We start from the raw sequence: 14912 nt of genomic DNA, 5'->3' as shown, positions 1-14912 counted from the left end.
AAATTAATAATAATATAGAATTAATAAATTGAAGAAGTGGAAATAATAGCGATAACTTGTCAATACTAAGAATATAAATTTAGTATTATGAAGTCGGTTTTTTGTGGTATAATATAAAAACGCAAAAAATAAGGAAGGTAGGAATTTAATATGACGACAGTAGAACAAATGGTTAAAGTTATATATGATGCTATTGATGATAAACTAGGTAAAGATATATCTATAATAAAAGTAGGAGAAGTATCAAGTTTATGTGATTACTTCGTAATAGCTACAGCAGGATCTCAAAGACAAGTAAAAGCTATAGCTGATAACGTAGAAGATGAACTTACTAAGTTAGGGATAGAATCAAGAGGTAAAGAAGGATACGAGACACAAGAGTGGATACTATTAGACTTTGGAGATATAATGGTTCACGTATTTAATGAAGAAAATAGAGCATACTATAACCTAGAGAAAATGTGGAAAGATGCTCCATATGTTGATGTTGACACATTAGCTTAATAATTATATAATAATAAGATATAATTAAAAATTAAAATAGACTAGAGTAGTAAAATTAAATTTAGATTTCAGAGAGCTAGTGGATGGTGCGAACTAGTATTAAATTGATTTGAACTTGCTAGATACAATCTATTTAACCGTAGTTGGTATAAAGACTAGTACGAGAGGATTATTTAAAAAAATAATCAATTAGGGTGGTACCGCGAGTAATATCCTCGTCCCTAAACATTAATTTGTTTAGTGACGGGGATTTTTTAATACACAAAATTAAAAATAAAATTTAAGTAGGGTGGTAACGTGAAGTGTATATATTAGTTGTTGACGAAACACTTAAAGTGCATCTTTTTAGTACTTTGTGTGAAGGAAACAATTAATATATACACGAGCGATATACACGAAACTAAAATTTATAGGAGGTAAAAAAATGAACGTTTATAAACCAAATGAAGTTGAAGCTAAATGGCAAAAAACTTGGGATCAAAATGATCAATACAAAACTGACACTAATGATACAACAAAACCGAAATACTACACATTAGAAATGTTACCATACCCATCAGGAAAAATACACATGGGGCATGTTAGAAACTACTCTATAGGTGATGTTATAGCTAGATTTAAAAAGATGCAAGGTTACAATGTTCTTCATCCAATGGGATGGGACTCATTCGGACTTCCAGCTGAAAATGCGGCTATAAAGCATGGAATACATCCTCATAAGTGGACTATGGAAAACATAGAAGACATGAAGGGTCAATTAAAATTATTAGGACTTAGCTATGATTGGGATAGAGAGATAGCAACATCTACTCCAGAGTACTATAAGTTCACTCAAGAAATATTCTTAAAGTTCTTAGAGCATGGATTAGCATACAAGAAAAAATCTTTTGTTAACTGGTGTCCATCTTGTGAAACGGTTTTAGCTAATGAGCAAGTTGTTCAAGGAGCTTGTGAAAGATGTGATTCAGTAGTAGTTAAAAAAGACTTAGAACAATGGTATTTTAAAACTACTCACTTTGCAGAAGAGTTACTTCAAGATTTAGATACTTTAGATGGATGGCCAGAAAAAGTTAAAACAATGCAAAGAAACTGGATAGGAAAAAGTACTGGAGCTGAAATAACTTTCGATATAGATGGAATTGATAAATCAGTAACAGTATTTACAACTAGACCAGATACAGTACACGGAGTTTCTTATATGGTTTTAGCTCCAGAGCATGATTTAGTTAAAGAATTAGTTGCTGGAACTGAGTATGAAGAAGCTGTAGAAAAGTTTATAACTAAAATGTACACTATGACTGAAATAGAAAGAACTTCAAGCGACTTAGAAAAAGAAGGAATGTTCATAGGTAAACATGTTATAAACCCATTAAACGGACAAAAAGTTGAGCTATGGATAGCAAACTATGTATTAGCTGACTATGGAACAGGTGCAGTTATGGCAGTTCCGGCTCATGATGAAAGAGATGCTGAATTTGCAGCTAAATATAACTTAAACGTAGTTGAGGTTATAAATGAAGATAATATAATGGTAAACTCTGGTGAGTTTGATGGAATGGAAGCTTCAAAAGCATTTGATGCAATAATAGAAAAAATAGAAGAAATGGGAATAGGAAAGAAAACAGTTAACTATAGATTAAGAGACTGGTTACTTTCTAGACAAAGATATTGGGGATGTCCAATACCTGTAGTATACTGTGATGAGTGTGGATTAGTACCTGAGAAGAAAGAAAACTTACCTGTATTATTACCAACAGATATAGAATTTACAGGTAAAGGTGAATCACCACTTACTACATCAAAAGAGTTTATGAATGCTACTTGCCCATGTTGTGGAAAGCCAGCTAGAAGAGAAGTAGATACAATGGATACTTTTGTTGATTCTTCTTGGTATTTCTTAAGATATATAGATGCTCAAAATACTAACGAGCCATTTAGTAAGGATGCAGTTAACAATTGGATGCCAGTGGATCAATATATAGGTGGAGTAGAGCATGCTATAATGCATTTACTTTACGCAAGATTCTTTGTTAAAGCATTTAATGAAATGGGAATGTTAGACTTCAAAGAACCATTTAAAAACTTATTAACTCAAGGTATGGTTTTAAAAGATGGAACTAAGATGAGTAAGTCTAAAGGAAATGTTGTATCTCCGCTTGAAATAATAGACGAGTACGGAGCTGATACTGCTAGATTATTCGTATTATTTGCAGCACCACCAGAAAGAGATTTAGAATGGTCAGAACAAGGTGTTGAAGGATGCTTTAGATTCTTAAATAGAGTTTATAGATTAGTTGACGAATTAGCTGATAAAGCTAAATGTGATGCTACTATGGATGAATTAACTAAAGAAGATAAGGCTATGAGATTCACTATAAATGCTACTTTAAAGAAAGTAACTGAAGACTTAAATGAGAAGTTTGGTTTCAATACTGCAATATCTGCATTAATGGAATTAATAAACGAAATGTATAAATACAAAGAGTTAGAAACTAGAAATGATGCAGTTATAAAAGAAGCTATAGAAACTATAGTTACAATAATAGCTCCATTTGCTCCTCATATAGGTGAAGAATTATGGACTATGATAGGCAAAGAAGGAAGTATATTTGATATATCTTGGCCAGCTTATGATGAATCTGCTTTAGTTAAAGATGAAGTTGAAGTTGTAGTTCAAATAAACGGTAAAGTAAGAGGAAAATTAAGTGTGGCTGCTAATATATCAAGAGAAGATATGCAAGAAGCTGCAATGAATGATGAAAAAATAAAAGCTTTAGTAGAAGGAAAAACAATAGTAAAAGTAGTAGCTGTTCCTAAGAAGCTTGTTAATATAGTTGTAAAATAATAAATAAGTTATATAGAATAAAAAAAGGCCTTTTAAAAAAAGACCTTTTTTTATTTACATAAGTAAGCAATCTAACTAAAAAAATAAGGCGATTTTTAAATTTAAAATGAAAAAATCATTAAAAATAAAATTAAATTGAAAAAAATAAAAAAAATTTTGGCAGGAAAAATAACAGGAAAACAGAGGAATCAACATGTTTGTAAATTTTTTGACAAATTAAAAAATTCCCAAAAAATGTTTTCCTGTTGATTTTTGATGGAAAACTATATACAATAAAGATGTCAAACAATTATAAATTAAATCTAAACATTATGGGAGTGAGTAAAATGACAAGAGTTACATTACAAGATGTTAAAGATGCTAGAGAAACTATAAAAGATATAGTTAAAACAACTGATTTGTTAGAAAGCGTTAAACTAAGTGAAAAGACTGGGGCAAACGTATATTATAAATGTGAAAACTTACAAAAGACTGGTTCTTTTAAAGTAAGAGGGGCTTGCAACAAAATAGCAAGTTTAACTGATGAAGAGAAGGCAAACGGTGTTATAGCATCAAGTGCTGGAAACCATGCACAAGGGGTTGCGCTTGGAGCTAAATTAAGTGGAATAAAAGCTACAATAGTAATGCCAGCTACTGCACCACTTGCAAAAGTTACTGCAACTAAAGGATATGGAGCAGAAGTAGTTCAAGAAGGTTTAGTATATGATGATGCATATGCAAAAGCTGTTGAAATACAAAAAGAAACTGGAGCAACTTTCTTACATCCATTCAATGATAAATATGTTATGGCTGGACAAGGAACAATAGCTCTTGAAATATTTGAACAATTAAATTCAAATGTTGACACTATATTATGCCCAATAGGTGGAGGGGGAATAATAGCTGGTATAGCAACTGCTGCTAAAGCTTTAAACCCAAATGTTAAAATAATAGGTGTTCAAACTGCTAATATACCATCAATGAAAGAATCTATAGAACAAGGACATGTTACAACTGCATTTAAAGCTACTACAATAGCTGACGGTATAGCAGTTAAAACTCCTGGAGATCACACTTTTGAAATAATAAAAGAGTTAGTTGATGAAGTAATAGTTGTTGAAGAAACTGAAATAGCACAAGCTATGTTATTCTTATTAGAAAACCAAAAACTAGTATCAGAAGGTTCAGGTGCAGTATCAACAGCTGCATTATTAAGTGGAAAATACAAGCCAGCTAAAGATGAAAACGTTGTATGTGTAATATCTGGAGGTAATGTAGATGTTAACACATTATACAGAGTTATAGGAACTGCATTAACTTCAGAAGGTAGAAGATATGCATTCAAAACTAAAATACAAGATAAGCCAGGTGGATTAGCTGAGTTAACTCAAATAATAAGTGGATTAAATGCAAACATACTAAATGCAAATATGACAAGACCACCAAAGGAAACTCTTGGTAGTTTATACCTTGAAATAGAATTAGAAACATTCGACCAAGCTCATATAGATAAAATAAAATCAGCAGTAGAGTCTGCAGGGTTTGCAATAGAAGATTAATTTATGATATAATGGGTATATAATAAAAAAGTGAAATTATGCTTGCATAATTTCCACTTTTTTACTATATCCTGTATACAATATATACAATTTAGTAGTATAATATTACTGAAAAAAGTATAATATAAAAACAAAACCTATATAAAAGAAGGAGAGATTGATTATGAAACAAGTAATACATACAGAAAAGGCTCCTAAAGCAATAGGACCATACTCTCAAGCTATAAAAAATGGAAACATGGTATTCGTATCAGGACAAGTTCCATTTAACCCAGAAACTATGGAAATAGTTGAAGGTGGAGCAAAAGAGCAAGCTGCTAGATCATTAGAAAGTTTAAAAGAAATATTAGCTGCATCTGGAGCAACTTTTGCAGACGTAGTTAAGACTACAGTATTCATAAGTGATATGAATGATTTTGCTGAAATAAATGAAGTATACGCTTCTTTCTTCGGTGAAAACAAACCAGCTAGATCTTGTGTAGAAGTAGCTAGATTACCAAGAGATGTTAAAGTTGAAATAGAAGCTATAGCTATAGTAAAATAATAATAGACTTCAAAATGGCCATACCTCTTTATAGGATGGTCATTTTATGAGTTAAGCAACTATTGGAAATCATTTACAAAACAAAAGAAAAAAGACAATTTGATGAAAAGAGGTATTATTAATGGCTAAAGATTATAGTGTATTTGATGTCGTAGGACCAAATATGATAGGTCCATCAAGCTCGCACACTGCAGGTGCTGCAAGATTAGGGAAAATGGCATTAAAAATAGCAGGTAAACCTGTTAAAGATGTTAAGTTCTACTTACATGGATCATTTGCAGAAACATACAAGGGACATGGAACAGATAAAGCATTAGTTGGTGGTATATTAGGATTCCAACCAGATGATGCTAGAATAAGAAATTCTTTTGATTTAGCTAAAGAATTAGGTGTAAGATTTGAATTCATTAAAGCTAACTTAGGAGAAAACGAACATCCTAACACAGTTAAAATGGAAATGACTTTAGAAGATGGGTCTAAGGCAGAAGTTAAAGGAGCATCTATAGGTGGTGGAAACATTAAACTTACTGAAATGGACGGATTACCACTTGACTTTAACGGTTCTAGACCAGCAGTTATACTTGAAATAAAAGACATACCAGGAGCTGTATCTTTCGTAACTGGACTTCTTGCTCATAACAACAAGAATATAGCAAATATGTCTACTAATAAGCCAGCTGGAGCTGAGTATACATTTGTTACAATAGAAACAGATGAAGCTTTAGATGTTGATGTATTAGATCAATTAAGAAAATTTGAAGTTATAGCGAAAGCTGTAGTTTTAGACAAATTCTAATGAGTAAGGAAGGGTGACAGAATATGAAATACAACTTTACAAGCGGAGCAGAATTAATAGAAAAATGTAAAGACCTAAACATGACTATAGGTCAATTATGTTTAGAAAGAGAAGCTGAATTAAGCGGACTTTCTAAAGAAGAAGTAAGAGAAAAAATGGCTGTTAGTTTAGATATAATGAAAAAAGCTACTGAAAGAGCTGTAACAGAAGATATAAAATCTGTTGGAGGTCTAATAGGTGGAGAAGCTAAAAAATTAGAAAATCACAGAAACACTCAAAAAACAGTTTGTGGTGGACTAATGAATAAAGCTTTAGCTGCTGCAATGGGAACAATGGAAGTAAATGCTTCTATGGGTCTTATAGTTGCTGCACCTACAGCTGGTTCTTGTGGTATATTACCAGGAGCTATAGTTACTATAGGTAAAGAATATGGATTCAGTGATGATGAAATGTTAGATGCATTATTTACAGCATCAGCTATAGGAGCTATAATAACTAGAAATGCAACTGTTGCGGGAGCTGAAGGTGGATGCCAAGCTGAAACTGGTGCTGCAGCTGCAATGAGTGCTGCTGGTATAGTTGAATTAATGGGTGGAAGTGTAGAAGCTGCTGTTTCTGCTGCATCTCACTGTTTACAAAATGTAATGGGATTAGTTTGTGATCCAATAGCAGGTCTTGTTGAAGTTCCTTGTCAAGGAAGAAATGCTATAGGTGTTGCAAATGCTTTAATATCTGCAGAACTTTGTTTAGCTGGAATATTAAATATAATACCATTTGATGAAACTGTTGAAGCTATGTATAGAGTTGGTAGAGGTCTTCCAATGGAGTTAAGAGAAACTGCATTAGGTGGGGTTGCTGCTACTTGTACAGGAAACTGCTTAACTAAGAAAATATTCGGATAATAAAAAGAGGCTATTAGCCTCTTTTTTTAATGTCTTCTTCTTCGATTCTTTTTATTTGAATAAATATTACTTTTTTTCTTTACATATATATTTTTTCTTCTTTTATTTCTTCTTATTTTTTTCTTGACCAAAACTAATACAATGAAAAGTACAACTATTAAAATTCCACCAATTATAATTGATGGGAAGCTTTTTAATATTTGATTGTTTAATATTGATGAAAATACATTTGTAACATCATTTTGAGCTATTAGAGGAACATTGGCAACAGGATTTTTTCCTTTATCCTTATAAATATCTAATGTACCTACAGTATCCCCTTTTTTTATTGGAAGGGCTATGTCACTTAAATTAGCTTTAGCTTCAAATGTAGGCGTAGTTTCACCTGTATTGATAACTGTATAATAGCTATACTTAGGTTCGTATTCTAACTTTCTACCCTTTGCATACCATATAAACTTAGAGTCTATAAAATCATTTTTCTCAATCACTTTTTCAGATTTGAAATTATCAAATCCATAATCTAAAAGAGTTCTACTATCTGTATATAAGTTAGGTTCGCCATCTGCTTTAAATACAGCAGCAACTAATCTCATACCATCTTTTTTGGCACTAGAAAGTAGACATTTACCAGCGTCATCTGTATATCCAGTTTTTATACCATCTACTATGTCATACTTAATATCTGTATTTTGACCCTTGTAAGGAATAGTAGTAGTTCCTGTTAAAAATTTATTTGTATTAATTAATGTTCTTTCTGGTGATAAATTCGTAGCTGGTACCTTTATCGTTTTTTTATTTACTATGTTTCTAAAATCTTCATTGTTCATTGCTTCTCTTGCCATTAAAGCCATATCATAAGCTGATGTGTGATGTTCAGGGTCAGGTAATCCATTTGGATTATGGAAATGAGTATTCTTAGCACCTATCTTTTTAGCTTCTTCGTTCATTAAATTTGCAAATTCTGGTATAGATCCACTAATATGTTGAGCTAAAACAACAGCTGCATCATTTCCAGAAACTAAAAGTAAACCTTCTAATAGTTGCCTAACTGTAACTTGCTCCCCTGGAACTAAATACATACTTGTTCCACCTACAGTTCCTATATTACCAACAGTTACAACCTCATCTAGGTTTTTAGCATATTTTAACGTAAGGTAGGCAGTCCACATTTTAGTTGTAGATGCGGGGTATAAATTTGCATTAGAATTTTTTTCATATAAAACTTTTCCACTTGTATAATCCATTAAAACTGCATATTGAGCAGATATATTAGGAGGTGGTGTTTCTGCGAATGAAATATTACCAAATGCAAATAAATTAACAAAAGTTATTATGAATGATAATAATACTGATACTTTTTTAAACATTTTTTGTCCTCCGATTGTAAACTTATATTTTAGTATAACATATTTATGTCAATAATCAAATTTGAAGGAGTGATAAAATGAAACAGAAGAAAAAATTTATTATTATAATAGTAATTATTGCCATAAGTTCAGTTTTTTTAATTAAAAATAATAAATTTATAGAAAAAAATGATTCTTATGTTGTAAGTGGTGCGGAAAGTGAAAAATCCACTTTAGAAAATAATGATGTTGAAAAAAATGATAATGATAAAGGGGATTTCTCAAAAATAGAAAATATTGAAGATGTAAAAACTGTTGATAAAACTGAAAATATGACTAAAAAAATTAGTATTTATATAAGTGGAGCTGTAAATTCTCCTGGAGTTGTAGAACTAAAAAGTAATGAAAGATTAATGGAAGGCGTAAAGCTTTGTGATGGACTCACTGATGAAGCTGACACAAATAGAATTAATTTAGCTATGAAAGTTAAGGATGAGGGGCATTATATAATACCTAAACAAGGTGAAGAAATAGCACTTAATGATTCAAATGACAATGTTGAAAATAATAACAATGATGGTAATAATATCACTGAAGGTGACGATAAAAAAATAAACATAAATAGTGCATCTAAAGAAGATTTAGATTCATTACCTGGAGTTGGAGATGTTACCGCACAAAAAATACTAGATTATAGAGAAGAAAATAAGGAGTTTAAATCAATTGATGAAATAAAAAATGTTAAAGGTATAGGAGAAAATAAATTTAATGATTTGAAGGATTATATCTGTATTCAATAAATGCTAATTATGATATTATTAGTTATGTAATGCTTTAAAGAAAGGAGACATAATTATGGAAATGATGAAAAGACTTACAGATATGACAACTTCAGGAGGGTGAGCCGCTAAAATAGGGCCAGAGGTACTGGCATCGGTATTATCTCAATTACCTAAAAATACATCGGATAAAAAAGAAAATTTATTAGTTGGACTTGAAACTTCAGATGATGCGGCTGTTTATAAATTAAATGATGAAACAGCTTTAATTCAAACTTTAGATTTTTTTACTCCAATGATAGATGATCCGTACATATTTGGACAAATAGCAGCATCTAATTCATTATCAGATGTTTATGCTATGGGAGGAAAGCCTTTAGTTGCCATGAACATAGTATGTTTCCCAGCATGTCATGATATGAATGTACTAGCAGAAATATTAAAAGGTGGAATGGATAAGGTAAAAGAAAGTGGAGCTTTATTAGTTGGAGGGCACACTGTTGATGATAAAGAACCTAAATATGGTCTATCAGTATCAGGAACAGTACATCCTGATAAAGTTTTATCTAATGCAACTGCAAAAGTAGGGGATAAATTAGTTATAACTAAGCCTATAGGAGTAGGAATATTAAATACTGCTATGAAAGAAGGTTTAGTAGATGAAGAAACTTCTAAAATCGTAGTTGAAACTATGGTTCATTTAAATAAATATGCAGCTATGAGCTTTGATAATATAAAGGTAAACTCAGTTACAGATATAACAGGATTTGGACTTTTAGGACATGCACTAGAAATGGCAAAAGCATCAGAAGTTAGTATAGAGCTAAATGCTAATGAGATTCCTATATTAAATGGTGCTATTGACATGGCTAAAATGGGAATAATACCAGCTGGTATGTATAGAAATAAACAATATATATCAAGTGATGTTAAATTAGAAAACATAGAAGAAGCTATGGAAGATATATTATATGACCCTCAAACATCAGGAGGATTACTTATTTCTGTAGAAAGTGATCTAGCAGATATATTAGTAGAAGATATGAAGAAGAATGGGTCTATAGAAGCTAAAATAATAGGAACTGTTGTAGATAAAAAAGAAAAGTATATAACGGTAAAGTAATGACTTAAGGGGAGAGGAACTTTAATGAATAAAAGAGAATTATTTGCTCAATTACCTTCAGTAGATGAGATGTTAAACCAAGAAATGATAATAAATGCGTTAAATGAATATCCAAGAAATATTTTACTTGAAGGTATAAGAGAATCTATAGAAGAAAAAAGAAGCGAAATAGTAGAATTAAAAGAGGAAAATTTTGATAAGTTTGATATAACTATAGATGAAGTAGTGAGAAACACAATTAATAAATGTAATTTAAAATACTCATTATCATTAAAGAAAGTGATAAATGCTACAGGAACAGTACTTCATACAAATCTAGGAAGATCACTTCTTAGTGAAAGTATAAAAGATGAGCTTTGGGAAGCGGCATCTAGATATTCAAACTTGGAATATGATATAGATAAAGGACAAAGGGGTTCAAGATATACCCATTTAACAGATACTATAAAACGATTGACTGGGGCTGAAGATGTATTAGTAGTTAACAATAATGCAGCAGCTGTACTACTGGTATTAAGCACTATGGCAAAAGGTGGGGAAGCTATAGTATCTAGAGGTGAGTTAGTTGAAGTTGGGGGCTCTTTTAGAATACCTAGCATAATGGCGTTAAGTGGAGCTGACCTAGTTGAAGTTGGTTCAACTAATAAAACTCATTTAAAAGATTATGAAGAAGCAATAAATGAAAATACTAAAGTTCTTATGAAAGTTCACACAAGTAATTATAGAATACTTGGATTTACACAAAGTGTGGATGTAGATGAACTATGTGAGATAGGCAAAAAACATGAGTTACCTGTAATTGAGGATTTAGGTAGTGGTGTTTTCTTAGATATATCTAAGTATGGATTAAGTTATGAGCCAACAGTATTAGATTCTATTAGAAAAGGTGCAGATGTAGTTACTTTTAGTGGAGATAAGATGCTAGGTGGGCCTCAAGCAGGTATTATAGTTGGTAAAAAAGAATATATTGAAAAAATGAAAAAGAATCAACTTACAAGAGCTTTAAGAGTAGATAAACTAACTATATGTGCATTAGAAGCTACATTAAGAATGTACTTAGACGAAGAAAAAGCAAGAAAAGAAATTCCAACATTAAAAATGTTAACCTATACAATGGATGAATTAGAAGAAAAAGCTAACAACTTATATGAAAGAATAAAACACTTAGATAAATATGCAAATATAACAATTGAAGATGGGCTATCTCAAGTTGGAGGGGGATCTATGCCTTTAGAAACTATAGATTCTAAAGTTATAGCTATAACTCCTAAAAATATAAATGTTTCAACATTAGAAAAGACACTTAGGTTAAGTGATGCTCATATTATAGCTAGAGTCTATGATGATAAGTATGTGTTAGATGCAAGAACTATATTTGAAGATGAATTTGAAATTGTGAAAAATGAATTAGAAAAAGCTTTAATAGGAGGTTAAATATGAAAAATGTAATAATAGGAACAGCTGGACATATAGACCACGGTAAAACAACTCTTATAAAAGCACTTACAGGAAGAGAAACAGACACATTAGCGGAAGAAAAGAAAAGAGGTATATCTATAAATTTAGGATTTACTTACTTTGACTTACCAAGTAATAAAAGAGCAGGGATTGTAGATGTTCCTGGGCATGAAAAATTTATAAAAAATATGTTAGCAGGAGCATCTGGACTTGATATGGTTTTATTAGTTGTTGCAGCGGATGAAGGGGTTATGCCTCAAACTGTAGAACATATGGATATTTTAACATTTTTAAATATAAAAAAAGGAATGATAGTCTTAACTAAAAGTGACACTGTGGAAGAAGACTTCAGAGAGTTAGTAAAAGAGGATATAAGAGAAAAAGTCAAAGGAACATTTTTAGAAGATGCAGAAATTATAGAAGTGGATTCTATATCTAAAAAAGGTTTAGATGAGCTTATCAACAAAATTGATAAAATGACTGATGAAATAGAAGATAAAGACTTAGAAACTCCAGCTAGACTCAATATAGATAGAGTATTTTCTATAAAAGGGTTTGGTACAGTTGTAACAGGGACTTTAATAGAAGGTAAAATAAGTATAGATGATGATCTAGTAATATATCCAAAGGAACTTAAAACAAAGATAAGAAGTATACAAGTTCATGGAGAAAGTGTTGAAACAGCTTACGCGGGACAAAGAACGGCTATAAACATATCTAATGTAAAGGTTGAAGAGATTAACAGGGGAGATGTGCTAGCGTCGCCTCATTCACTAGAAGAAGCAATGATGTTAGATGTTAGATTAAGTATTGTTAAACATACAGATGCGGGACTTAAACACTGGGATAGATTAAGACTTTACCATGGTACTAGAGAAATACTTTGTAGAGCAGTACCGTTAGAAGTAGAAGAAATAATGCCAGGAGAAAGTGGTTTAGTTCAACTTAGACTTGAAGAAAGTATAGTTGCAAAAAAAGGTGATAAGTTTGTCGTAAGAAGATATTCTCCTATGGAAACGATAGGTGGAGGTATAGTTATAGATACTAATCCAAGAAAACATAAGAGATTTGACGCTAATGTAATAGAAGCTCTTAAAATAAAGGAAAAAGGAGAGCTTTCAGATATATTAGAAGCTTACTTAAAAAACAACTCTAGAAACTATCCTAATATAAAAGAAATTATGAGTTATAGTGGTGAGAGTGAAGATAATATAAAGAAATCATTAGAAAAGCTTATTGGACAAGAAAAAGTTATATGTATAAACAATATGTATATGCATATAAACCAATATAACACTTTAAAAGAAAAAGCAGAAAGTGAACTTCAAGCATACCACAAGAAGTTTAGATTAAGAGAGGGTATGTTAAAAGAAGAAGTTAGATCTAAAGTTGAAAGTAAATTTAAAACAAGAGATTTTGATATTTTACTAGATTTATTTATAAATGATGAGTTTATAAAAGTTAATGGTAATTTTGTTTCACTAAAGAAATTTAATGTTGTATTTAACGAAAAGCAAACAAAAATAAAAAATGAGATAGAGAAAATATTAAACAATGCAGGCCTAAATAATATTTATACAATTGAAGATATAACTAACAATAAAAAAGAATACGAAGAAGTGTTAGAATCTTTAATAGGAAATACTGTTGTAAGAATTGAGGATAGTTATTTAATGTCTTCAAAAGTATATAACAATGCTAAAGAAAAGCTTATAAAGTATTTAGAAGAAAATAAAGAAATAACATTAGGTGATTATAGAGATTTAGTTAATTCAAGTAGAAAAAACTGTATGATAATATTAGAAGATTTTGATAGAAATAAGATTACAAAAAGAGTTGAAAATAAAAGAGTATTATTTTAAAAAAAGTAAGTAGTGGTGGCTTACTTGATATGTAGTTGTTTTCTTTGCACAAAGACCTAAAAATCTCGGTCTTTAAGTGCTTCGAAAACAATTACATATCAAGCTTTGCCTGACTACTTACTTTTTTTTAATTTTGGATGGTGAAGGTTGAGTCTTTAAGGTTAAATGAATCTTTAAGACCTGGAGTTAAGTATATTTTCTTGTCTTTTGTTATAAATATTGCTTCTGTGTTTGGTAAAGATTCTATTAATTTAATTCCTCCTTTAGTTCCAAGTGAAAAAGCTGTAGTAGATAGTGCATCACAATTCATTGAATTGTTTGAGACTATAGTTACACTGTTAAGTTCATTTTCAACAGGATACCCAGTTTTAGGGCTTAGTATATGGTGATAAATTTTCCCATCTTTTTCTATATATCTTTCATAAATGCCTGATGTAACTACTGAGTTATCTGTTGTTAATATACTTCCTATAGCATTTCCTCTAGGCTTAGTTGGGTCTTGAACTCCTATATTAAATTTATTTTTACCATCCTTAGACCCAATTGTAAAAATGTTTCCACCTAGGTTTACTATAGATCCTTCAATTTTTTGTGTTTTAAGATACTTAACCACTTTATCAGCAGCATAACCTTTTGCAATTCCACCCAAGTCTAACTTTGTACCTTCATGTTTTAGCATTACACTATTATTTTTCTCATCTAAAGTTATGTTTTTGTAATTTATTGTAGGTAAAACTGAATTTATTTCATCTTGGCTAGGAACTCTGGCTTTTTCATTTCCTATATTCCATAGTTGAACTAACGAACCAACTGAAGCATCAAAGTGTCCACCTGATAAATCTGAAAAGTGTATAGCTGATTTTATAACTTTAAAAGTATCTGGAGATACTTTAGTGTAAGAATTACCGGCATTTTCATTAATTTTGTAAACATCACTAGATAATGTAGATGGATTCATTTTATTATCCATGTCTTTTATTATACGTTCACAATTATTTAATATCTCATTAGCTTCTTTTTCATTAGCTTTAGTATATAGTGTAACTTCATTAACAGTACCTAGGTAGTACATAGTTTTTGAATATGTATTAATTTTTTGACTAAAGATTAAAAATGAAAATATAGCTAAAATTGATAAAATTGCTATATAAAGTATAAGTTTTTTATTTTTCATGCTGTTTCCCCTTTATATTTATGATATATTTAATTATA

General features: G+C 30.6%; 12 protein-coding genes and 1 other annotated feature. Of the genes, 10 read left to right on the top strand and 2 right to left on the bottom strand.

The genetic code is table 11. From position 1 onward, the window contains the following. Positions 1-150: 150 nt before the first annotated feature. The 6 genes from rsfS to sdaAA all read left to right on the top strand — a co-directional run bounded on the left by rsfS (position 151) and on the right by sdaAA (position 7129). Positions 151-504, top strand: coding sequence for a ribosome silencing factor (gene rsfS, locus VN21_RS01840; RefSeq protein ID WP_025162073.1), 354 nt, complete (start codon positions 151-153; stop codon positions 502-504). 33 nt (positions 505-537) lie between these two features. After that, positions 538-730 (top strand) — a binding site (T-box leader). Between the two features lie 198 nt (positions 731-928). Then, entirely contained in the window at positions 929-3349 is a 2421-nt protein-coding gene (gene leuS, locus VN21_RS01835; RefSeq protein ID WP_046821767.1) for a leucine--tRNA ligase, read from the top strand. Between the two features lie 326 nt (positions 3350-3675). After that, positions 3676-4887, top strand: coding sequence for a threonine ammonia-lyase (gene ilvA, locus VN21_RS01830; RefSeq protein ID WP_046821766.1), 1212 nt, complete (start codon positions 3676-3678; stop codon positions 4885-4887). Positions 4888-5047: 160 nt separating this feature from the next. Next, a complete protein-coding gene (locus VN21_RS01825) occupies positions 5048-5431 on the top strand; it encodes a RidA family protein (protein WP_025162072.1) in 384 nt (127 codons plus the stop codon). A gap of 121 nt (positions 5432-5552) precedes the next feature. Further along, a complete protein-coding gene (sdaAB, locus tag VN21_RS01820) occupies positions 5553-6227 on the top strand; it encodes an L-serine ammonia-lyase, iron-sulfur-dependent subunit beta (protein ID WP_046821765.1) in 675 nt (224 codons plus the stop codon). A gap of 23 nt (positions 6228-6250) precedes the next feature. Beyond that, positions 6251-7129: an L-serine ammonia-lyase, iron-sulfur-dependent, subunit alpha gene (gene sdaAA, locus VN21_RS01815; protein WP_046821764.1), complete on the top strand. Its 879-nt coding sequence runs from the start codon at positions 6251-6253 to the stop codon at positions 7127-7129. 26 nt (positions 7130-7155) lie between these two features. On the opposite strand, the gene VN21_RS01810 is transcribed toward sdaAA, so the two are convergent. Then, positions 7156-8499, bottom strand: coding sequence for a D-alanyl-D-alanine carboxypeptidase family protein (locus VN21_RS01810; RefSeq protein WP_046821763.1), 1344 nt, complete (start codon positions 8497-8499; stop codon positions 7156-7158). Between the two features lie 77 nt (positions 8500-8576). Between VN21_RS01810 and VN21_RS01805 the strand changes: the two genes are divergently transcribed. The 4 genes from VN21_RS01805 to selB are packed head-to-tail and all read left to right on the top strand — an operon-like array spanning position 8577 to position 13700. Further along, complete coding sequence (locus tag VN21_RS01805; RefSeq protein WP_046821762.1) at positions 8577-9278, top strand: helix-hairpin-helix domain-containing protein; 702 nt, start codon at positions 8577-8579, stop codon at positions 9276-9278. A gap of 55 nt (positions 9279-9333) precedes the next feature. Then, the gene (selD, locus tag VN21_RS01800) at positions 9334-10380 is read left to right on the top strand and encodes a selenide, water dikinase SelD (protein WP_084821894.1); all 1047 of its coding nucleotides are present in this window, start codon (positions 9334-9336) and stop codon (positions 10378-10380) included. A gap of 24 nt (positions 10381-10404) precedes the next feature. Next, positions 10405-11814, top strand: a complete 1410-nt coding sequence (selA, locus tag VN21_RS01795) for an L-seryl-tRNA(Sec) selenium transferase (RefSeq protein WP_046821760.1) — start codon at positions 10405-10407, stop codon at positions 11812-11814. A gap of 2 nt (positions 11815-11816) precedes the next feature. Then, positions 11817-13700, top strand: coding sequence for a selenocysteine-specific translation elongation factor (gene selB / locus VN21_RS01790; protein WP_046821759.1), 1884 nt, complete (start codon positions 11817-11819; stop codon positions 13698-13700). A 127-nt stretch (positions 13701-13827) separates the two neighbouring features. Here the strand turns inward: selB and VN21_RS01785 are convergent, their stop codons facing one another. After that, complete coding sequence (locus VN21_RS01785; protein ID WP_046821758.1) at positions 13828-14874, bottom strand: FAD:protein FMN transferase; 1047 nt, start codon at positions 14872-14874, stop codon at positions 13828-13830. Between the last annotated feature and the right edge of the window lie 38 nt (positions 14875-14912).

This window comes from Paraclostridium benzoelyticum (assembly GCF_001006285.1).
In the GTDB taxonomy this organism is placed as follows: domain Bacteria; phylum Bacillota; class Clostridia; order Peptostreptococcales; family Peptostreptococcaceae; genus Paraclostridium; species Paraclostridium benzoelyticum.
Note: the sequence above shows the minus strand (reverse complement) of the source record. Positions and strands in the feature narration are given on the sequence as shown.